This window comes from Streptomyces sp. DG1A-41, assembly GCF_037055355.1.
In the GTDB taxonomy this organism is placed as follows: domain Bacteria; phylum Actinomycetota; class Actinomycetes; order Streptomycetales; family Streptomycetaceae; genus Streptomyces.
In genome coordinates, this window is the sequence record NZ_CP146350.1 from 365,284 (window position 1) to 386,074 (window position 20,791).

Below are 20,791 nucleotides of genomic sequence, written 5' to 3' on the forward strand. Positions count from 1 at the left end.
CGAGGGGGCGCTTCAGGCGCCGGTCAGGCCGTCCGCCATGGCGGTGGTGTTGGCGCGCATCATCTGTAGGTAGGTACCGGCGCCCTTGCCCTTCTCGGTCAGGGATTCGGAGTAGAGCTCGACGACACGCGTCCGGCTGCCCATCTCCGTACGCAGGACCTCGGCCAGCCGCTTGGGCTGGGAGGAGTCGGCGAAGACCGTGCGTACGCCTGCCTTGCGCATGGCCTCGGTGAGCGAGCGCAGGTCGGAGGAGCTGGGCGAGGCCAGCGTCGTACCGCTCGGGATCACCGCGCCCACCACCCGGAAGCCGAAGCGTTCGGCGAGGTAGCCGAAGACGTGGTGGTTGGTCACCAAGGCCCGCCGCTGTTCGGGGATGAGGCCGAAGGACTTCTCCATCCAGGTGGTGAGATCGGCGAGTTGGCCGTCGTAGCGGTCGGCGTTGGCGCGGATCGCCTTCTCGTCGACGCCGTCCACGTGCTCGACCACCTGGTCGGCGATCAGGCCTACGGCCTTGCGCACGCGGTCGGGGTCGGTCCAGAAGTGCGGATCGGGCTGCCCGGCCTCCTCCCCGGGCCCCCCGTCCTCATGCGCCTGGAAGGTGAGCGGATCCACCGCCTTGCCGGCCTCGAAGGTGGCCACCCCGGACTCGCGGGCGGCCTCCACGTGCCGCAGTACGTTCTCCTCCAGGCCCAGGCCGTTGAACACCACGAGGTCCGCTCGCTCCAGTTCGGCGGCCTGCACGGCCGACAGGCCGAAGGAGTGCGGGTCGGCGTTCGGCTTCATCAGCACGGTGACCTCGGCTTCGTCGCCGACGATCTCCCGGGTGATGTCGCCCAGGATGTTGGTCGTCACCACGACCCGGGGCTGGTCGTCGCCGCTCGTGCAGGCAGTCGCCGCACCGGCAAGGAAGAGGGTGAGCAGGGCCGTCAGCAGGGTGCGCAGCCGCCGCGTTGCTCGCGTCCTTCTCTTCATCGTCCGGTCTCCACCATCAGGGCCGGCTCGATGTCCAGGTCGAAGGTGCGCGCGACGCGCAGGTTGTCGTTGTAGTCGATCTCGTGCACCCGTTTGCCCTGGGGATCGTTGAGGTAGGCGCGGCTGCGGTCGACCTCGATGGCCGGTCCCGCGCTTCCGTCGGTACCGGCGGCGGAGACGCCCGTCAGGAGCGGCTTGGTCCGGGAGACCTGCTTGCCGGTGGAGATGTCGTAGCCGTGGAGCGATCCGTCCGTCTCGAGGACGATCAGGACGGAGCCCTCGCCCGCTGTGTTGGCCGAGACCACGGGACCGGTCCTCACCCGTGTCCACGTGCGCTCGGTGACGTCCAGGACCCACACGGCCCGCTCCCCGGCCGGCGCCGTGAGCGTGTCGCTGCCGGGCCGGTGCCGGAAGGCCGTGGCGCGTTCCTTGTCGGGTACGTCGTCGCCGTACGGGATCTTCCGGGCCGTGAACGCGCCGTCGGTCTCACGGACGAGCAGGGCACCGTCGGCGCAGCCCAGGACGACTCCGCGGCGGGTGACGGCGTCGCCCCGCGGGTCCGCGCACGCCGCGTCCGGCGACGCGACGCGCTTGCCCTCGCGGTCGTACACCGCGAGCTTCGCGGGGGCCTGCCCGTTGTTTGTGAGGCTGAGCAGGTGCTCCGCGTACGGCACGACAACGCCCGCGTGTGTCCCGGGAAGCGCGCGGGGCGAGCCGACCTCGCCCTTCTCCAGTTCGGCCCGACGGTAGATCCTGGCGCGGCCGTCCTCGTCGGTCACCGCGGTCACGGCGGCGTCGCTGCGGACGCGAGCGCCGGGGCCTTCGGGCAGCCGGCCCACGTCGCGTATGGACGCGCGGTAATAGTGGACGTGGTCGCCGTGATCCACCATCCAGGCGCCGCCGTCGAGGACGTGCGTGCCGCCTGAGGTGTGGAAGTAGCCGAACCGGCCGTCCGTGGTGAGTTCGGTGGTGCCCGTCGTCCGGGACACCCGGTGCGCCTTTCCGGTGATCAGATCGAGTACCCGGGTGTCTCCGGTCCCCGGGTCGTTGAGCAGCAGCCGCGACTGCTGCTCGGCCTTCTCCTGGGCCCCTTCGACGTATCCGTGCGGAGCGGACGCCGAGGCGGTGGACTTCGGGGCGGACACGTCATCGTTCTGGCCCGCGCAGCTCGTGGTGAGCAGGGAGACGGCCACGAGCGCGGCAGGTGCCCAAGCAATGACGTTTCTTCGGACGAGCAAAGGGATCGCCTCTGGTTCTTTCAGTCGGTTGCCGTGGCGTGGACGCCGACGAGGCGCGCACGGCGGTGGTGGCGGAGACCGGATGCCAGGTGGGAGAGGAAGAACAGGCTCACCGCGAGGGCCGAGACGGTCGCGCCGGCCGCGGTGCTCAGATGCCAGGACAACAGCAGGCCGCAGAAGGTGGCGGTGATGCCGAGCAGCGCCGCGAGGGCCATGACACCGCGCACACTGCGCGCCCAGGGCAGCGCGGCCGCCGGCGGGGCGATCAGCAGGCCCAGGACGAGCAGCGTCCCCACGATGTGGAAGGAGGCGACGATGGCCAGCGCCAGCAGGCCGAGCAGCACGGCGTGAGCGAGGCGGGGACGCAGGCCGAGCGTCCGGGCCTTGCGCGGGTCGAAGGCCAGGGCGAGGAAAGCCCGGTGGCCGAGGACCGAGACGACCAGTGCCAGCAGCAGCGCCACGCCCAGCGACACCAGGTCCTGCTCACGGACGGCGAGGACGTCACCGAAGAGGAACCCGGTCAGGTCGACCGCGAAGGACTGCGAGCGCGACACGATGATGACGCCGAGGGACAGCATCCCCACGAAGAGCAGGCCGATGCCGGTGTCCTGGGACAGCCTCGGGGTGCGGCCGAGGGCGGTGACACCGGCGGTCATGACGGCCGCGCTCAGCACCGCCCCGACCAGCAGGTTGCCACCGAGCAGCGCGGCGAGCGCGACCCCGGGCAGCAGCCCGTGGGACATGGCGTCGCCCAGGAAGGCCATCCCCCGGAGCACGACCCAGGTACCTGCCAGTGCGCAGATGACCGACACCAGCATCCCGCCCCACAGGGCCCGTTGCACAAAGGTCACCTCGAAGGGACCCGTCAACCACTCCATGCGATGCACATTACAATGAAAATCATGTTCAAAGAATCCCCCTCTTTCGCCCACGCCGAGGGCAGGACGTCCCGGGCCCGCCTCACCAAGCTCTCCGCCGGTTACCCAGGCCGTCCCGTCCTGCGTCAACTTGACGCGGAGATACCGGCGTTGGCCACCACGGCGCTCGTCGGCCCGAACGGAAGCGGGAAGTCCACCCTGCTCGGAGTGCTGGCCGGAGTGATCCGACCCACATCAGGCGAGCTCCAGCACGACGGCGACCGGCCACCGGCCTTCGTCCCGCAGCGCGGCGCCGTCGGTGACGCACTGCCGCTGACGGTCAGGCAGACGGTGGAGATGGGGCGCTGGGGCGAGCGCGGACCGTGGCGCCGGCTGACCCGGCAGGACCGCTCCACCGTGGACACGGCCATGGAGCGCCTGGGCATCGCCGACCTCGCCGGCCGTCAGCTCGGGGAGCTCTCCGGCGGGCAGAGGCAGCGCGCCCTGATCGCCCAAGGGCTCGCCCAGGAGTCGGATCTGTTGCTGCTGGACGAACCGACCACCGGACTCGACCCCGAGGCAAGGGAGCGGATCGGGGTGCTGCTGACGGAGCTGGTCGCCGACGGGGTGACCGTCGTCCAGGCCACGCACGACCTGGAGGCCGCACGCTCGGCGGACGCCTGCCTTCTGCTCCGCGACGGCCACTTGGCAGGACAGGGACACCCCGAGCAGGTGCTCACCACCTCGACACTCGCCCGGATCTGGCAACCGGCGTGACGCGACCACGCCCTCCGTCGGCTCGGGCACACCCGGACTCCCAATTGCCGTGAGCGCGGCAGGTACGTGGAACTGTTCGCACCGACGGCACGGTGGAGGCGCGGGTACCGCCACCGGCTGCCGGCCGGTCGCGCTTCCGGTGTGGCTGTCCGACCCCGGCGCCACCCGGCTGCATCTGCCACTGCGGCCGAGCGCAGGTCTTCAGCAAAACCGTACGCGCCGACGTCGGCCACACGCTGCCGGCGGATGTGGTTCAGCCGGACGTCCGCGGAGCGACCAGCCCCGACTCGTGGGCCATGACGAGGAGTTGCGCCCTGTCTCGGGCACCGAGCTTGGCGAGCAGCCGGCTCATGTGGGTCTTGACGGTCTGTTGCGCCACGACCAGCGTCGCGGCGATCTCCGTATTCGACAGGCTCCGCGCGACCAGCAGCAGGACGTCCGTCTTCCGTGGCGTGAGGCCGTCGAGCCGCAGGCGGGTGTTGGGGCGCGGGACGGGGCGGCGCCGAGCCATGTCCTCGATGAGGCGACGGGTGATGGACGGGGCGAGCAGCACGGTGTTGCCGATGAACGTTTTGGAGGCCGTCTTCGGCGACCCGGTGTCCGTGCATCTGACGCGTCCGATGTGGTCGCGAAGACTTGTCGGCGCCATGTCGGGGCACCGCCCGCCCTGTTGCCCGAGCGGTGCTCCGACAGGTCCCGGGTCAGACGCGGCGGCGGGTGAAGCGCTGGTTGGGGTTGCCGGTGTAGGTCCACTGGGAGATGCGGGCGCCGTCGGCGGTCGAGTACTCCCAGACATCCATGGCCAGGCCGGACTCCCGGTTGACGAGGCTGATCACGTCACCGCCGTGGTCGATCACGCGCCACTGCTGGCCGGTGGCGCCGCTGCCGGCCTGTTGGACGACGTCCGCGCCGGTCGCGGTGCCCGTGGGCTGGAGGAACAGGCCACTGTGCCGGGCCTTGACGCGGACGTGGCCGTCGCCGGCGTCCACAAATTCGAACTGCTGGTTGGGGCGGCTGTTGGTAGTCCACTGGACGAGCCGGACGCCGGCGGCGGTGGAGGCCTCGTAGATGTCGGCGGCCTTGCCGCTGTGCTGGGCCACCAGGGTGTAGGCGGCAGGGCCGCCGGATGAGTCACCCAGTTGGGCTTCCCATCTGGTGTTGGGCCCGGCCGCGTCGGCCGGGAGGCGGTCCCGTGCGGCGGTGTCGCCGTACATGCTCCAGCGGGCCCAGTCGACGACGGTGGTCGGGAAGCGGTTGTCGCTCCAGAAGCTGGTGTGGCTGCCGCCGACGAAGGTGAGGAACGCCTTGGGCCAGGCCATCTCCGTGTACGCCTGCCGGGCCGAGGAGTACGACGTGGTCGAGTCCCGGTCGCCGTGGACGAACAGGACCTTGGCGGAGACCGAGGCGGCGGGGTTGCCCATGTCCTCGCAGGACTGCGGATTGGCGGAGATGATCCGGCTGTCGGGCCAGGAGGTCAGCAGGCCATGGGTGATCATGCCGCCCAGGGAGTGGCCCGAGACGCCGACGCCGATGCCGGTGTTGATGTGCCCGGCCAGCGGACCGCTCGTGTTGAGGGCGAGGGTGTTGGTGATGATCTGCGAGACGTCCTTGGAGGTGTTGCCGTTTCTGACGTCGGTGAAATTGTGGTTGAAGTGCGGGGCGGGGACGACGAAGCCCGCCGCGGCCAGGGCCCGAATGATGAAAAGCGAGTTCTGCGGGCTGCTTCCGAAACCGTGGGTGAAGTTGTAGACGGGGAAGACACCGCCTGCGACCGGGGCGTTCGTCACCGGGTTGCCGCCGGGGGTGCCGGTGGCGGGGTAGTAGACGTAGGTGGTGCACGGACGGCTGCCACGGGTCCAGTCATACCGGCGCACGCCGACCGCGAACGGCGTGGTCGGCGCCGTGTCCAACGGACCGACGGCGGCCGGTGCCTGCCCCGCGCCGAGCAGGGACAGGCCCACGCCCGTCGCTCCGGCCACGCTCATGCTGAGGAATGTCCGTCGTTGCATGGTCATGGATGTCTCCTTGAGTGCGGGAACGGGTGTAGCGATTGGCGTTCGGCTGGGCCCGTTGCCGGGTGCGTCCAGTCGGCGGCAGTTGGCCCCGCTGCCCGGCGGGTCGCTTGGCGAAGGAGGTCATGAGGTGGTGGAGGCGTGTTCGCCGCGCCTGGGAACGACGTCGATGACCGCCGTGACCGGTCCCTTGTCGGTCATCCCGGTGACCGTCGCCTCACCCGGCTTGTCCGTCGCGCCGGGTGGCAACGGCTGCCAGCGGACGGGGACATCGGTGATCCTGTTGTTGGCGGTGGTGAGCATGCGGATGGAGGAGGGCAGCTTCGGGGCGGCACCCACCACGGTGGACGTGTAGATGGTGTCCTGGAGGATGTGCTTGGCGCGGCTGGCGTTGAAGACGTTGATGGACGCGTGTGGCTCCCACGTGTTCGCCAGTCCGGGCACGGCCCGGAACATGGGCTGGTAGCCGGCGGCTCCCACACCAGGACACCCGAACCTCGGTTGTCGACCACGTCGTTGGCGGCCTGGAACACCCTCCGGACAGCGTCCGCCTGGCCCTGAATCGTTCGCGGGAAGGGTGAGTTGGGCAACGGCGAGCCGTCGCCGCCCGAGGCGGGGTAGGCGGTTTCCGCGATGTCGATTTCATAGTCGGGATGGGTGGTGGCCATGGCGTTCAGATTGAGATCCAGCGCCTCGGGGGTGCCATGCCACTCCGGGTAGTACGAGATGGCCAGCACATCGGGGTTCTGGCCCTTTGCCTTCACCCGGGTGAGGAACTGGTGCCAGAACTCCATGGTTTTGGCGAGCTTGTCCTTGTCGACGATCACGTGTATCTCGACCTTGGATGTCGGTGACGCGTCACGGACGGCCTTGATCCCGGCCGCGGCCAGGGTGGTGAACCGGTCCCACGACTGGTCGTAGAGCTTCTGCTCCACCGGGTCGGTTGACCGCCAGTACTTCCACAGCAGGCCACCGCCGGGCTTCGACTGGTAGATATCGGCCTGGTCGACGAAGTACGGCGGATTCGTCGTGCCGATGTGGGCCGCCTCGCTGCCGTACATGAACCCATTGATGATCTCGTTGCCGACGGCGACCTTCTCCGGCGTGGTGCCCTGCTGGATCAACCGGTCCAGATAGTCGGCGGTGAAGTCGTACACGGCCTGGGTCAGGTCCGCGAACTCCAGCTCGGCCCAGGCGCGTGGTTTTGGTTGCTTGCTCGGGTCCGCCCATGAGTCCGCGTAGTGGAAGTCGATACCCAGGCCCATGCCCCGCTGCTTGATCCCCTTCGCTGAGACCAGTGAGCGCTCCGGACCCTGGCGCGGTATCGGCGTCGGCTGACCGGTGCTCTCGCTGCGCGGCTCGTTGAAGATCCGCAGCCGACTGTACTCAATGCCACGGTCCTTGGCCACGTCGAGCAGGTGTGGTCCGGCGCCCCTGTCTGCGGCCAAGGGGTCAACCCAGTACTGCCGGTCCTGGAAGTCGTCCACCCAGGACAGATCGGCGCCGAGAGTGAGGTCGTCGCGCAGATAGTTGAAAACCTGGAGCTCGCTGACACCGGCCCGGGCACGACCCGGCTCACCGGTGAACATCAGCCGGACGAAGCGCGTTCCCGGCCGGGTGAACAGGTGCACTTCCCCTCGCGACACGGCTCTGTTGTGGGACCTGTCGGCGATGGTCTTCCACCGGCGACCGTCGGATGAAGCCTCGACGACGTACCGGTGGGCCACGCCACGGTCCGGGAACATCACCTTGACCTTGCGCAGGTTGTCGTAGGTTCCACCGAGGTCGACGGTGAGCCACTGCCGGGCGCCGGCACGACCGGGGTACCAGGACGTCGTCGGGTCGCCGTCGATGGCCAGTTGGGCGTTCGACGAGCCGCTGCCGGCTGTCGCCGAAGCCCAAGCCTTGGCAGCGATATTGCTCTCGATCGGCTTGATGTCCGCGGTCCCGAAGGTCGCATGGGCCGACGTGGGCACCATGAGTAACGTCGCGGACACCATGGTGACCAACGTCGTCGTGCCCGCGATGACGCGGGCCGGACGCTTGATGCTCATGCCTTCTCCTGACGAGGTGACGGTGTCGTGGTCGCAAGGACGCGACCCCGCACGCTCTGCCGGCCGAGGAGACCGGCAGAGCGTGGGATGTCAGCCGGTCGTGGCACCGACATCGAGGTAGTCGACGTTGGGCAGTCCGGCTGCCGTGGTCGGATCCAACCGGATGGTGTTGCTGCCGGCGTTCAGCGGGACGGTCGCGGTCTTGGTCGACCACGTCGTCCACGCACCGGTGGCCTCGAACGAAACCGTCCCCACCGTGGATCCGTTGACGACCAGGTTCGCCGGCCTCGCACCGCTACTGGAGCCATTGGCGAACCGGATCCCCAGCGTCGCCGTACCAGCGGCCGCCGAGGTCACCGTGAACTGCGCGAAGGCTCCCGCAGCGGCATCGCCGTTGCAGAACCCGCTACCGGAAAAGCCCGCTTGGTTCGAGTCGATCGTGCCCTGGCACTGGGCCGGTGCGGTCTCTGCCTCGTACCGCTGTCCCGATGGCGCGTCGGCAGAGGCCTTGACCAGTGAGAGTTGGTCGACGGTGACGCCGCCCGAACCCGACGCCCGCACGGTGACGGTGGCGGCCCCACTGGGCAGCGCGATGCCGGTGAGCTCGCGCTTGGTCCAGCCGCTCGACGACGGGATGCTGAGGGTGCGTTGGCTGCCGTTGGCGCCGGTGATCACAACCTGCCCGGCGCTACCCCGAGCGTGCAGGGACAGGGTGTAGGTGCCTGCGGGCACCGACTCGATCCGCTGCTCGACGCCGCCGCTGTTGCTCACCTGGAGGGCGAAGCGAGACCCGTTCGCACCACCGTTGACGTTGGTCACCGAACCGCCGAGGTTCCGCCATCCCCGCACACTGGAGACGATGATGCGGTCAGCTTGGATGTCCGGGTTGAGGATGTAGTTGTTCGCCGGCCCGGCACGCCACTCTCCGGTCGTGACGTTGAACTGCCACTGGCTCACCGAGTGGAACTGCGGCCTCGCGCCGGTCTTGGTTATCGGCACCCACTGGTTGTAACCGATGCCGTTCCAGGCGAAGTCGGCCCAGCGGTCGCCGGCATAGATCACCGTGTTCTGCTTGCTGCCGTTGACCGTCACGAAGAACCCGGTCTGGGTCACGTGGCTGTAGTCCATCTGGGTGCCGGCAAGGACGTACTCGCTGCTGTAGGAGCCCTGGACGTTGCCGCTGGTCGACTCATTGACGTAGTTGACAGAGGTGTTCCAGCCGTGCAGGTCCGACGCCGCGTGGTAGTACTTGCCGTCGAGCTTGAACATGGCGTTGCCCTCGCGACCGTCGCCGCGGCGGATCTCCACGCCCGGCTCGATCCGCAGCGAGTCGGATTCCCGGAACTTGGCCACGAAGCCGCGCGACCTTCCTTCGCGGTTGGAGAAGATCAGGTAGTCCTTGCCGTTGTCGTCGGTGAAGACGGTCTGATCCCCGGTGCCGGTCGTGGGCGAGTTGGTGATCTGGGTCTGGAAGTAGCCGTAGTCGAAGGTGTCGGTGGGTGAGTCGCCCTGCAGCAGCAGAACGCCGTGCCCGCCCCTGCCCGTGTGCCACATCTGCACGGCGAGCACGTACTTGCCGGTGTTCTCGTTGTACGAGACCCCGAGCCGCCCGACCCAGCCCGCACCACCCAGGTTGGCGCCGTTGCCCACGCCGGTGGAGCGCGTCGCGACGCGGTTCTCGAACTTCCAGTTCACCAGGTCCTTGGACGAGTACACGGGGATCGAGACGAAGCTGACGTCGCCGTCGTACTTCCTCGTCGGATTGGCCCGGTAGAGCTCGGCGCCGGTGTAGTGCACGCCGTACCAGTAGTAGGTGTCGCCGAACTTGAAGACGCCGCCGCCCTGCGAATAGATGGGGTTGCCGCTGGTGTCGTTCCAGAAGGTGTTGTTCGTGATGGTCTGGAACGTGCCCTCGTCCGCGGCCTTCAGATCGGCGGCGGCTGTCATCAGTGCCGTCTTCGCGGCGGCGACGTCCGACGTGGTGGCCGATGCGTCGTCGGCGACTGCGGCCGCGGTCCTCAACGCCTTGGCGAAGGGCTTCCATGAGGCAACCGTGTACTTCGACGGAGTGCGGGTCCGGTAGTCGGACACCAGGTACTCGAGGCCGCGATCCGTCACCTGTTCAGCAGCGGCACGCTGGTCGTGGAGCGCCGTTGCCGAGGTCTCCGTGGCCGATGTCTTCGTTGCAGGTGTCTCCGCCGCAGCGGTGCTCGCCGAGAGCGGTGCCGCTAACGCCACGGACAACAGTGCGGCGGCGGCCACCTTCCAGTACTTCGAAACGACACGCGATCTTTGCCTCACGATGTCACCTTCCCTCGTTCTCAAAGGCGCCGAGGTCCGGCGCGCTTCCGCTGAAGGGCAGCCCCACCTCGGTGCCCTTGTCGATCAGGGCACTGTTCGCCGCGAGACGGAGGTGGGGCAGCACGGGCAGGCTCCCGTCGGACTGGCGGGGCGCCTCCCAGCCGGACGTCGACACACTCTGGAACTGGGAGTCCGACAGGGGGACGCCGAGGTTCCAGGAGTTGTACGCGGCGTTCGCGCCGGTCATGTACGACGTCGGCGTTCCGGTGTAGGCGATGTTGTTGCGCAGGTTGCCCCGGCCGACGGAGGCACCGCTCGAGTCGACTCCCCGCATGTTGAAGTTGGGGTGGTTTCCGTAGCCGGTGTTGTTGAAGAAGTCGTTGGCCACCGGGTGGTGGTTGGCGTAGAAGCCGGCCGCCTTGTTGAGGAACGCCACCGAGAAGCGGACGGTGTGTTTCGGCGCGTTGGCCTCGTAGTCACCCCCGTAGCCGCCCGATTTGAAGCCGGCTCCGTTGCCGGAGGGCGTCGTCGTCCCCGGCACGTACCCGTTGCGCCAGGCCCAGGAGTTCTCGATGATCACGGGCGAGTAGGTGGAGATGAGGTCGAACCCGTCATCGGCGTTCCACCACGCGCGGCTACCCCGGAACACGTTCGCGGGGCGGCCGGCCGGTGTGTAGTGCGAACCGAACCCGTCGGCGTTCTCGCCGGGCCCGTCATTGCTGCGCGGGTCGTAGTTGTCATGCGAGTCCGAGTTGAGGACGAGGTTGCCTCCCCCGCCGCTGATGAACAGGCCGGTTCCCATGTGGTGGTGGGTGTTGATCTGCTCGAAGGTGTTGTTGCTGCCGGAAACCCAGATCCCCCAGGACTCGGCGTTGCGGTTGTTGTTCTGCGGTACGCCCTTGGCTTCCAGTCCCTTGAGGTGGATCCAGCTGCCGGTGACGTTGAAGCCCTTGATACGGCAGTTGTCCGTCATGCGAGAGAAGTCGAAGACCGGTTTCTCGCCCGGGTGGGCCCAGTACCGGATCGGGGCGCCCGAGCTGCCGCTCTTGTTCAGGGTGATCGCGTCGACTCTGGCGGTCTGGCTTGAGCAGGCGCTGTTCGCGCGGGTGTAGGCGTAGGTGCCGCCCCGGAAGTAGACAGTGTCACCCGCCTTGGCGACGGCCTGTGCGCGGGCGATCGATGCCCACGGGGCGGCCTGCGTGCCCGCTGCGCCGTCATTCCCGTTCGGGGCGACGTAATAGATGTTTCCGGCCGCCGCGACGCCGTCCGCCGGCGTCGCGGCACCCGCGTCGACTGCGAGCGCCGTAGCCGCGACGGGCAGGAGTACGGCTGTGGCCCCGGCTAACGAGGCCTTGATGGACTGTTTCATGGATCCTCCCGTGCGGGGGCGGGGCTCGTGCCTGCGTGAGGAACTCGACGCGGGTGTGGAGACGCCTTTCGAAAGGCGCTGACCATGCGCGTGCTGCTTCAGAACTTCATGGCGCCGGCGGCCAGGTTGGCGATGAAGTGGCGCGAGCCGATCAGGAAGACCCCGATCAGCGGGATCACCGACATGAGCGCTCCGGCGATGACCATCGACTGGTCGGTGGTGTAGACGCCGTTCAGTTGCTGCACGGCCACCTGCAGCGTCACCTTGCCCGGGTCGGTCATCACGATCAGTGGCCACAGGTAGTCGTTCCAGATGTGGAAGAAGGTGAAGATCCCCAGGAACGCCAGCCCCGGGCGAAGCACCGGCAGCCCCACCGTCCACCACTGGCGGAAGAACCCGGCCCCGTCTACCCTCGACGCCTGGATCAGCTCGTCGGCGATCGCCCCCTGCGCGTACTGGCGCATCCAGAAGATCCCGAACGCGTTGGCCGCGCCGGGGATGATCAGCGCCTTGAGCGAACCGACCCAGCCGAGCCAGGCCAGGGTGACGAACTGCGGCACCAGCGCCAGCTGCATCGGGATCATGAAGGTGGCCAGCACGATCCAGAACAGCACCCTCCGCCCGGGGAAGTCGTACTTGGCGAAGGCGAAGGCGGCCAGCGAGTCGAAGAGCAGCACCAGGAACGTCACGGCTGTGGCGGCCACGACGGTGATGCCCATCGACCCCCAGAAGTCGATCCCGTCGAACACCTTGTTCATGTTCTCCCACAGGTGAGGGCCGGGGATCAGCTTGGGCGGGTAGGCGAAGATGTCCCCGGTGGTGTTCGAGGCCATCACGAACATCCAGTAGAACGGGAAGACCGTGACCAGCACGCCCAGCAGGAGCACGGCGTGGCCCACGATCGTCCGCGACCTGGCGGCCGTCTCAGCGCGCACGGGACTTCCCCTTCCGCTTGCCGGTGCCGATCGCGTCCTCGTCGCGGCCGCCGATCAGCCGCCAGTTGATGACGGAGAACACCGCGATCAGGAGGAACAGCGCCCAGCCGACGGCCGCGCCATAGCCGAACCGGTTGAAGATGAACGCCTGCTGGTACAGGTAGAGCACGATGGTGGTGGCCTCGCCGCCGGGACCGCCGACGTTCCCGTTGTCGTCCACCGGGAACAGCACCTGCGGCTCGGTGAACAGTTGCAGCCCGCCGATGGTGGAGGTGACGGCGACGAAAAGGATCACCGGGCGGAGCATCGGGATGGTGATCCGGAAGAAGGTCTGGCGGTTGCCGGCGCCGTCGACCTTGGCCGCCTCCAGCACGTCGCTGGAGATGGCCTGCAGGCCGGCCAGGCAGATGATGGCGTTGTAGCCGACCCACCGCCAGGTGGTGATCGCCGCCACGGATGTTTTCATCGCCCACGGGTCGGACAGCCAGCCGACCTCGCCGGCGTTGATCGCCCGCAGCGCGCTGTTGAGCAGCCCGGAGCTGTCGCTGAAGACCGAGCCGAGCACCAGGGTCATCGCCACGATCGAGGTGATGTTCGGGGTGAAGTAGGCCACCCGGTAGAACGCCTTGAACCGCACTGCGGTGTGCAGCGCGTAGGCGATGACCAGCGCCAGAAAGATCATCGGTACGGTGGACAGGATCCAGATGATCAGGGTGTTGCCGATCGACTGCCAGAAGTCGGAGTCGGTCACCAGGTACGCGTAGTTCTCCCAGCCGATCGACCGCATCTCTCCGATGCCGTCCCACGACATGAACGACAGGTAGATGGAGAAGCCGACCGGGAAGATGCCGAAGACGGCGAAGAGGATGAAGAACGGGGAGACCGCCGCGTACATCGGCCAGTAGCGGCGCCAGCCGGGCAGTGGCCTGGACCCGTCCGGCGGCGGCTCGGCGGCGCTCCCGCGCGGCTTGACGGTCTTCCCGCGCAGCGCATCGGCGTGGCCCATTCAGATCGCCCCCTCGCGGGTCAGCTCGCGCTCGATGGTGTCCTGGGCGTGCCTCCATGCCGTGTCGACGTTCTTGCCGGCCTCCACGTTGGCGAGCTCGGCGGCGAAGACCGGGTCCATGACCCGGTCGTACGGGCTCTTGTAGACGGTCTTGACCTGCCGCGCCGACGGGCCGAACACCTCGATGGTGCGCTGCCCGCCGTAGAACGGCCGAGGCTCACGCATCTCCGGCCTCGCGAAGGAGCGCGGGGAGGACGGGAACAGCGACATCTCCGTGAACGCCTTGACCTGGTTCTCCGGAGACTGAAGCCAGGTGATGAACCTGTAGGCCGCCTCGGGGTTCTTGGAGTACTTGGTGACGGCCAGGAACGAGCCGCCGACGTTGCCGGCACCGCCGGGCGGGTCGGCCACCCGCCACTTGCCCTCGGTCTTCGGCGCGGCCGACTCCGGAAAGGCCAGGCCCCACCACACCGCACCGATACCGACCGGCTGACGGCCGCTGGTGACCACGCCGTACAAGTCGGTGGAGCCCTCCGGGGCGCCGGCCGACAGGCCGTCCCTGCCGATCCGGTAGGCCAGTTCGAATGCCTCGCGCAGCTCGTCCCGGTCGCCGATGTACCGGCCGTCCTCGGTCATGAACTTACTGGCCAGCTGGCCCAGCCGGATGCTCCAGACGTGGCGGATGTTGGGGCAGATCACCGCGCGCTCCCGGGACTTCTGCAGCTCCTTGCCCAGGGCGATGAAGCCGTCCCAGTCCGGGGCCCGGGCGGCCAGCTCCTTCGGGTCGGTGGTGATCCCGGCTTCCTGAAGCAGGTCGGCGCGGTAGAACAGCCCGGTGGGGCCGGTGTCCATGGGGAACGCGATCATCCGGCCCTCGGGCGTGATGCACTCGTTCCACTTCCAGTCCAGGTACCGGCTCTTCAGCTCGGCCGCGCCGAAGTCGTTCAGGTCGACGAACACGTCCTGGTTGCGGAAGTAGGTGGCCACGTCGGAGTTGATGCCGATGATGTCCGGCACCAGGGACTTGCCGGCGAGCGCGGTACGCACCTTGGTGTTGAAGTGGCCGCCGATGTTGGTGCGGCTGAGTCTGAAGCCCTCGGCCCCGGGAATGCCCTTCGTCTCGGCCCGGGCCACCAGCTCGTCGCTCACCGACCGGTCCCAGGTCCACAGCGTGATCTCATCCGAGTCGCCGAGCGAGCGCTGCGACCCGCAGCCGGCCAGCCCGAACCCTCCGGCGGCCGCTCCGGCGCCCAGCGCCAGAAGCCGTCTTCGTGACACTGCCATGGGCGTGTGCACCACCTTCCGAGCGAGCGGCCCACCCCTTGATCGCTCCGGTGGTGACCGAACAGACATCGCGAACGGCTGCTCTGGTTGAACAGGGGTCGGCGTTCTTGAGGATGCTCGGCGTCGCCGCCGACGCGCTGCGCACATCGCTGCCCACGAACGGCGGTGCGGACATCGTGGCCCACAGGACGACGTGGCGGCGCAGCTCCGTTTGAGTCAGGCCGGGACGGCCGACCTCCGGCATGCCCCGGCCGTTGAAGCCCCCGCGCCAGGCGTAGGACGACAGGGGGCAGTTCAGGTCCCAGGCGGCGAACTGGCGGGCGTCCTGCGCGTGCCCGGGCTGCGTCGGCCCTCGGGTAGGTGCTGAAGTACGGCGCGCAGGTCTTGTCCGCCGGCACCGCGCAGATGCCGGACTCCCGGCCCTTGCCGTGCAGCTGGCCGCCGAGGGCTCCCACTCGCACGCTGGTCCGGGAACCACCGCAACTGTCGAGCCGACCGGCCGTAACTCACGCATGGAGAGCCTCCTGTCACCACTGATGCGGAGGTACAAAGGCCCGAGGCGGCGAGGAACGATGCATACGATCTGCTCTGTGCGCGCCACCTGACTGTGAACGCTCCCACATCGTCTCGAACGACAGAAGAGTCCCGATCGGACTCTCATCTGTCAATCACTGCGACCCAAATCCCTTTGAACTCAGGGTCGGTCAGACCGTCGGGTTTCAGCCGCCGCTGTGACCGATACCGGCACTCATGCCGGCGATCGTGTGGGCCCTGATGTCGAGGTGCGGACCGTCCGCGGACCGGGCCGCCACCGAACGGACGTGCTCCTGGGCCGGGTGGGCCAGACCGTCGTACACCGCGACGCACACCTCCCGCGCCCGGGACCGAGGCCAGTCGGCCGGCAGCAGATCGATGGGCAGCAGCGGGTCCAGCACCGGGAAATGGCGGTAGGCGTTCATCACCTCGGCACGGGCGCGCACCGCCTCGGCACCGGTGACACCACCAGCACCGATACGGGGCACCAGGCCGCTCCACCGCCGGATGAAGATCTCGTACTGGCCCGCGATGCCGCGCAGATCCCACGCCTCGACCGGGTTGCGGTTGGCCTCCGTCTCCAGATCCACCTGCCGCGCACGGAACACACTCACCGCCCCCAGCGCCAACTCCGCCAGCTCCGCCCGCCCCTTCGGGGTGAGCGGGTGCGGCGACGCCCAGACCGCGTCGTACAACGGCGCATACCCCCGCCACCGCAGCGCCGTGCGCAACGCACGCCGCCGCGCGCTCTCCCGCTCCGGCACGGAAAAGGCCACCAGAGTCCACCATCCGTCCCACGAGTCGGGCTGCATGGTGAACGTAGCGATGGAGCCACCACCACTCCACAGATCGACAGCCGCCTCACGCGTCAGCCGGTACACGCTGCAGCGCCCCCGCCGACTGCCCTCCAGCACCCCACGACGCGCCAGCCTGCTGATCGTCGTACGGGCAGCACCGGCAGCCACGCCGAACTCCCCCAGCAACGCCACGATCGCCGCCGCCGGCAGCCAAACCCGCCCCGGAAACGTGTAGTCAGCGACCAACGTGACCGCCAAACCCGCCGGTGAAGCATCAGCCTGCCAGCGCGGCAGACGCACCGGCCCCATACCGTCGCCAGAGAACAGCTCCTCATGCTGGGACAGATTCGCCAAGATCCGCTCCGACGCGTCGAACAGGGCCCTCCCACTGTAACGACCCGGTCCAACGCCCGGACCCGACCCTGGCGTTGACTGCCACCACCTCGCGCCAGGGCACGCACACCCTGACTGCTGATAACAGTTCCATGCTCGATCGGGATGCTGAGTGAAGCATGTCTTCCGAGCCGCAGACGGACCTCACCTGCCGCCCTGGTGCGAGTGCACGGACGGTCCGCCCCGGCAATCGGCCGCCACCGCGCGACGAGCCGGTTTCCGGACACACTGTGCACGTTCACACCAGTTCGCGCACAACACTTGAAACGATCTCCAGTATGCGCTTACATCAGCCCTGTTTGACCGTGTACGTTCACGGGCTTGATGCAGGGCCACACTTCGAAAGAGGCCCGACGACTGCGCCAGCGCTTCCCACTCATCAGCACCGGGGGCGCGACTATGCCATGAGCACCGCCACCGCACGGCGGACGGGTGTATGCACCTTTGACACCCTCAAAACTGGAAGAGAGGAAATACCCATGATTTCACAAGCAGGGAAGATCAGAGCTATTTTCCTTGCCGTTGCACTGGCGGTTGCCGCATCTGTGCAGGGCTTGACGAATCAGGCATCGGCCAACACCGCGACACAGGCGAACGCTTCGCAGATCGTTTCCGATATGGGCGCGGGCTGGAATCTGGGGAACCAGCTGGAAGCCAACGCCAACGGATACCCCAGTGAAACTGCATGGGGCCAGCCGGCCGTAACGCAAGCTCTCATTGACAAGGTAAAGGCGGCAGGATTCAAAACGATCAGAATCCCGGTCTCCTATTTGAGACACATAGGACCCGGCCCGGATTACACGATAAATTCTTCCTGGCTGAACAGAATTCAACAAGTCGTGAACTACGCTTACAGCCGGGGCCTGCATGTTGTGATCAACATACATGGCGACGGCTACAAGACCATCAACGGTTCCTGGCTGATCTGTGACTCATCCTCCCAGACGACGATCAAGGCCAAGTATCAGAAAGTTTGGCAACAGGTTGCGTACAGGTTCAAGGATTACGACCAGCGCCTGATCCTGGAATCCATGAACGAAGAATTTGACGGGCAATACGGCCGTCCGACCCAGCCGTGCTACTCCAACATAAACAGTTACAATCAGATCTTCGTGGACACCGTGAGGAAAACCGGCGGAAACAACAGTTCAAGATGGCTGCTTGTTCCCGGCTGGAACACGAACATCGATTACACCGCGGGGAATTACGGCTTCGCACTCCCGACCGACCAGTATCGATCTCCCTCCATTCCCAGTAATGAACGGAGGATCATGATTTCCGTTCACTACTACAGTCCGTGGGACTTCGCCGGAGAGGAAAGCGGCAGCATTACTCAATGGGGACGAGCAGCGGCCAATCCATCAAGAACGTCGAGCTGGGGGCAGGAAGACTACCTGGATTCACAATTGAAAATGATGTACGACACGTTCGTCACGAAAGGATACCCGGTAGTTGTCGGCGAATACGGTGCGATCGACAAGTCGTCGTTCGACCCGTCGAACAATAGGTATCGTGCTGACTTCGCACGCGCCGTCACGGTCACTGCAAAGAAGTATGGGGCAGCCGCTATTTACTGGGACAATGGCGAAAACGGACAGTACGGGTTCGGGCTGTTCAACCGACGTTCCTATGCGGTGACCCAGCAGGGCATTGTTGATGCCATCATGAGCGGCGTTCGTAGCGCTGCCGGCAGCCCGGGCGTACCGTCCGGCACATAGCGAGGTCAGGGCAGGACGGTTCTTTCGCGCCCGCCTTCTCTGAGCTGACCCCGGTTTCGTGGAGTCCCTGAAGCCAGGCTTTTTGATCCAGGCCCGAAGGAGAACCACGAGCCGTGGCAGCACCACGTAAGTACCCCGAGGAGCTCCGCGAGCGGGCCGTCCGCGAGGTCCGCACCACCGGCCGCCCGGTCGCGCATGTCGCCCTGGACCTCGGCATCCGCAAAGAACCCCTCAGGCATGGGTCCGCCAGGCCGAAGCCGACGCCGGTGGTCGCCGTCGACGTACGACGATGCGGCCGCCGTCCTCGACGGCCGCTTCCACGAAGCGCTCGACGTTCTCCACGTGCCGCTCGCCGGTTATCGGCCCGACGACGGTGGCCGGGTCGAAGGGGTCGCCGACGGGGACCGCCGGAACCGCGTCGGCGAGGATGTCCAGCGTGGTGTCGTACAGGGACCGGTGGACCAGCAGCCGGGGTCCGCCCATGCAGACCAGCATCGTCTTCCGGGCGGGTCACCGGATACGGGTCCAGGTCACCTCCAGCAACTTCCCCCGCTGGGACCGCAACCTCAACACGGGCGAACCCGAGGAGAACGCGACCACGGCCCGAGTGGCCCGGCAGCAGGTCTTCCACGATCCCGCCCGGCCGTCCCGCATCGTCCTGCCCGTGGTGCCTCCAGCCTGACCGGGAGCGATGGGAGAGCCCGCCGATCCGTTGCTCCGGTGGGCAAGGGCGCCGAAGTAGCCATGTCGGCTCGGTCGAAGGGCGGTAGGCATCCTGCGGCGGAGGCGCTGACCTCCCACGGGCGCCTGCCCCTCGGCAAACGCCGCGGTGAAGATTCCTCGGTCAGCAGACCGACCAGGTTCTGCTCGACCGGCCTGCGATGACGCGGCCGGATCCGGAGGCGGCGGCCATCCGGTCGAGTACGGCACCGAGGGCCTGGCCAAGGGGGCACGAGTGGCCCGTCTGCTCGATCTGATGCCAGAGTCGGCCACCGAACTCCAGCTGCTGGTCAAGGCCCGCTACGCCGCCCACGATCCACTTCATCGACGCCCTGCCCAACACCCCCAGCGGCAAGACCCAGCGCTACCTGCTGCGCAACCGCGGGCGCACCGAACTCGCCGCCTCGGAGCCACGTTGACCGGCATGGAACCTCTGCTCGTCGAGCAACGCGGCACCGTCCGGTGGCTGCTGCTCAACCGCCCCGAGCGGCGCAACGCCCTCGACATCACCCTCATCGAAGCCCTGGACAAACAGATCACCAGCGCTGAGTCCGACCCCGGGCACCGCGGTCATCGCCGTGGCAGGCCGGATACCGAGCTTCTGTGCCGGCGGGGACTTCCACCTTCCTGGAGCTGCACGGGCGGGGCGCCAACCCGGTCGACTTCCTGGTCGACGTGTCGGCCCGCTTTCAGCCGCATCGCGGCCAGCCCGAAGCCATGGGTCGCGGTGGTGCATGGGTCACGCTGTCGCCGGGGCCTCGAACTGGCGCTGGCCTGCGATGTCGTCGTCGCCGCCGACACCAGCCTCATCGGCGACGGCCACCTCAACCGGCGGCTGGTACCGGCCGGCGGATCAAGCGTCCGGTTTCCCGGTGCGGTCGGACGCGGACTTCGGAGGCGATGATCCTGTGGCTGATGACCATGGTCATGACCCGCCGTCTCGGCCGTCGCCGCAGACGAACCGGCCCGGCACCGGCTCGTGTGCCCATCCCCGCGCGACGAGCCGCTTGAGTTTGCACCGCACGCCCTCGGTCTTCGCCGGAACCACCTCCACCCCCAACAAGGCAGTGATCCCACGGCAGTTCAGTGGCTGGCCGCCAGCAGCACGGTGTTCGGCCAGCCGGTCAGGGCTCGGTCTCCCGGCTCTCGCTCGCCCGGACCGCGGCATTGCTGATCGGCGAGGGCCACGCCGCGGAGGAACCCGAGGTCCGTCTGCCCCTCGACGGGCCGTACGAGGACGGTGTCTTCGTCAGCGGTGACGGCAGCCCGGTGAAACGGCTCCGGTTCCCCGTCGCCGTCGAGGAGAGCCCGCTGTTCTGGGAGCGGCCGTTCGAAGCGGTGGGGTCGTCCGCGCCGAGGTGGTCCACCGAAGGCCGACCCCGACCCGGCTCGCCCCGGCCGTCGCGGCGGTTCATGCGAGAGGCCCTGTTCTCGGTCGGGCTTGTGAGTCGTCGGTCAGTGTGGATACGTCGGCCCAGCCGTGCCACGTCTTGGGCCGCACGGCGTAGACGTGCAGCCGACCTGAACGGGGTCGGCGCCGAAGGAGACCCGGCGCGGCGGGTCCTCGGCGTCCACGAGCATCGGCAGCGCCGGTCCGACCGCGGCGGTACCGCCGATCGCGGCGCTGCCGCATGCGGCGGTGGCCGAGAACGGCCTCGCCGGGACAACCTGCACCAGGCGCCACCGTGCAAGGTGCGCTCAACCCCGCGACGGAACCGGCAGGCGTTCGACATTGACATCCTCGTCTTCGTCAACCAGCTCGCCACGGCCTGGGCCGGCAACTCGACCTCGTGGACGCGGCCGCCGACCAGGTCCGCGCCCCCT

The 20,791-nt window shown here is 67.8% G+C and carries 14 protein-coding genes and 4 pseudogenes; 4 read left to right on the forward strand and 14 right to left on the reverse strand.

The features are described 5' to 3' along the window. Positions 1-12: 12 nt before the first annotated feature. From aztC to aztB, 3 genes are read right to left on the reverse strand one after another with little or no spacing between them, the layout of a single operon-like run. Positions 13-972: a zinc ABC transporter substrate-binding protein AztC gene (gene aztC / locus V8690_RS01785; protein ID WP_338775538.1), complete on the reverse strand. Its 960-nt coding sequence runs from the start codon at positions 970-972 to the stop codon at positions 13-15. Next, positions 969-2,210: a hypothetical protein gene (locus tag V8690_RS01790; protein WP_338775539.1), complete on the reverse strand. Its 1,242-nt coding sequence runs from the start codon at positions 2,208-2,210 to the stop codon at positions 969-971. Before V8690_RS01790 ends, aztC begins: the two co-directional genes overlap by 4 nt. A gap of 20 nt (positions 2,211-2,230) precedes the next feature. Beyond that, positions 2,231-3,088 (reverse strand): zinc ABC transporter permease AztB, encoded by an 858-nt coding sequence (gene aztB, locus V8690_RS01795; protein WP_338775540.1) that lies wholly within the window; start codon positions 3,086-3,088, stop codon positions 2,231-2,233. 15 nt (positions 3,089-3,103) lie between these two features. Here aztB and aztA point away from each other — a divergent pair, with 15 nt between their 5' ends. Then, complete coding sequence (gene aztA, locus V8690_RS01800; RefSeq protein ID WP_338775541.1) at positions 3,104-3,844, forward strand: zinc ABC transporter ATP-binding protein AztA; 741 nt, start codon at positions 3,104-3,106, stop codon at positions 3,842-3,844. A gap of 253 nt (positions 3,845-4,097) precedes the next feature. Here the strand turns inward: aztA and V8690_RS01805 are convergent. From V8690_RS01805 to V8690_RS01850, 10 genes and pseudogenes are all read right to left on the reverse strand, one after another. After that, a pseudogene (locus V8690_RS01805) lies at positions 4,098-4,394 on the reverse strand (LuxR C-terminal-related transcriptional regulator); the annotation flags it as partial. A 151-nt stretch (positions 4,395-4,545) separates the two neighbouring features. After that, positions 4,546-5,859: an RICIN domain-containing protein gene (locus tag V8690_RS01810; protein ID WP_338775542.1), complete on the reverse strand. Its 1,314-nt coding sequence runs from the start codon at positions 5,857-5,859 to the stop codon at positions 4,546-4,548. A 194-nt stretch (positions 5,860-6,053) separates the two neighbouring features. After that, positions 6,054-7,910 (reverse strand): glycosyl hydrolase 53 family protein, encoded by a 1,857-nt coding sequence (locus V8690_RS01815; RefSeq protein WP_338775544.1) that lies wholly within the window; start codon positions 7,908-7,910, stop codon positions 6,054-6,056. A 111-nt stretch (positions 7,911-8,021) separates the two neighbouring features. Continuing rightward, positions 8,022-8,426, reverse strand: a pseudogene (locus V8690_RS01820) (carbohydrate-binding protein); the annotation flags it as partial. A gap of 642 nt (positions 8,427-9,068) precedes the next feature. Further along, a pseudogene (locus V8690_RS01825) lies at positions 9,069-9,857 on the reverse strand (family 43 glycosylhydrolase); the annotation flags it as partial. Between the two features lie 358 nt (positions 9,858-10,215). Next, on the reverse strand, positions 10,216-11,580 hold the full coding sequence (locus V8690_RS01830; protein ID WP_338775545.1) for a right-handed parallel beta-helix repeat-containing protein: 1,365 nt from the start codon (positions 11,578-11,580) through the stop codon (positions 10,216-10,218). Between the two features lie 98 nt (positions 11,581-11,678). After that, positions 11,679-12,515 (reverse strand): carbohydrate ABC transporter permease, encoded by an 837-nt coding sequence (locus V8690_RS01835; protein WP_338775546.1) that lies wholly within the window; start codon positions 12,513-12,515, stop codon positions 11,679-11,681. Then, positions 12,505-13,521: a sugar ABC transporter permease gene (locus tag V8690_RS01840; RefSeq protein WP_338775547.1), complete on the reverse strand. Its 1,017-nt coding sequence runs from the start codon at positions 13,519-13,521 to the stop codon at positions 12,505-12,507. Before V8690_RS01840 ends, V8690_RS01835 begins: the two co-directional genes overlap by 11 nt. Beyond that, on the reverse strand, positions 13,522-14,805 hold the full coding sequence (locus V8690_RS01845) for an extracellular solute-binding protein (protein ID WP_338775548.1): 1,284 nt from the start codon (positions 14,803-14,805) through the stop codon (positions 13,522-13,524). It lies immediately after the preceding gene. A gap of 719 nt (positions 14,806-15,524) precedes the next feature. Beyond that, on the reverse strand, positions 15,525-16,445 hold the full coding sequence (locus tag V8690_RS01850) for a PaaX family transcriptional regulator C-terminal domain-containing protein (RefSeq protein WP_338785208.1): 921 nt from the start codon (positions 16,443-16,445) through the stop codon (positions 15,525-15,527). Positions 16,446-16,933: 488 nt separating this feature from the next. Between V8690_RS01850 and V8690_RS01855 the strand changes: the two genes are divergently transcribed. Further along, positions 16,934-18,247 (forward strand): glycoside hydrolase family 5 protein, encoded by a 1,314-nt coding sequence (locus V8690_RS01855; protein ID WP_338775549.1) that lies wholly within the window; start codon positions 16,934-16,936, stop codon positions 18,245-18,247. 285 nt (positions 18,248-18,532) lie between these two features. Here V8690_RS01855 and V8690_RS01860 read toward each other — a convergent pair. After that, positions 18,533-18,733 (reverse strand): annotated as a pseudogene (locus V8690_RS01860) (aldehyde dehydrogenase family protein); the annotation flags it as partial. Here V8690_RS01860 and V8690_RS01865 point away from each other — a divergent pair. Continuing rightward, positions 18,729-18,929, forward strand: coding sequence for a CocE/NonD family hydrolase C-terminal non-catalytic domain-containing protein (locus tag V8690_RS01865; protein ID WP_338775550.1), 201 nt, complete (start codon positions 18,729-18,731; stop codon positions 18,927-18,929). The pseudogene V8690_RS01860 and the gene V8690_RS01865 sit on opposite strands and share 5 nt — an antisense overlap. Positions 18,930-19,391: 462 nt before the next feature. Next, positions 19,392-19,871, forward strand: a complete 480-nt coding sequence (locus tag V8690_RS01870; protein ID WP_338785209.1) for an enoyl-CoA hydratase/isomerase family protein — start codon at positions 19,392-19,394, stop codon at positions 19,869-19,871. Positions 19,872-20,791 lie beyond the last annotated feature (920 nt).

Bases quoted from the DNA above. Each gene is read 5' to 3' on its own strand.
- V8690_RS01865 (WP_338775550.1), top strand. From the start codon at position 18,729: ATGCAGACCAGCATCGTCTTCCGGGCGGGTCACCGGATACGGGTCCAG.
- V8690_RS01830 (WP_338775545.1), bottom strand. From the start codon at position 11,580: ATGAAACAGTCCATCAAGGCCTCGTTAGCCGGGGCCACAGCCGTACTC.
- aztA (WP_338775541.1), top strand. From the start codon at position 3,104: ATGAAAATCATGTTCAAAGAATCCCCCTCTTTCGCCCACGCCGAGGGC.
- V8690_RS01870 (WP_338785209.1), top strand. From the start codon at position 19,392: ATGGAACCTCTGCTCGTCGAGCAACGCGGCACCGTCCGGTGGCTGCTG.
- V8690_RS01845 (WP_338775548.1), bottom strand. From the start codon at position 14,805: ATGGCAGTGTCACGAAGACGGCTTCTGGCGCTGGGCGCCGGAGCGGCC.
- V8690_RS01855 (WP_338775549.1), top strand. From the start codon at position 16,934: ATGAGCACCGCCACCGCACGGCGGACGGGTGTATGCACCTTTGACACC.
- V8690_RS01810 (WP_338775542.1), bottom strand. From the start codon at position 5,859: ATGACCATGCAACGACGGACATTCCTCAGCATGAGCGTGGCCGGAGCG.
- V8690_RS01840 (WP_338775547.1), bottom strand. From the start codon at position 13,521: ATGGGCCACGCCGATGCGCTGCGCGGGAAGACCGTCAAGCCGCGCGGG.
- V8690_RS01850 (WP_338785208.1), bottom strand. From the start codon at position 16,445: ATGGGGCCGGTGCGTCTGCCGCGCTGGCAGGCTGATGCTTCACCGGCG.
- aztB (WP_338775540.1), bottom strand. From the start codon at position 3,088: ATGGAGTGGTTGACGGGTCCCTTCGAGGTGACCTTTGTGCAACGGGCC.
- aztC (WP_338775538.1), bottom strand. From the start codon at position 972: ATGAAGAGAAGGACGCGAGCAACGCGGCGGCTGCGCACCCTGCTGACG.
- V8690_RS01815 (WP_338775544.1), bottom strand. From the start codon at position 7,910: ATGAGCATCAAGCGTCCGGCCCGCGTCATCGCGGGCACGACGACGTTG.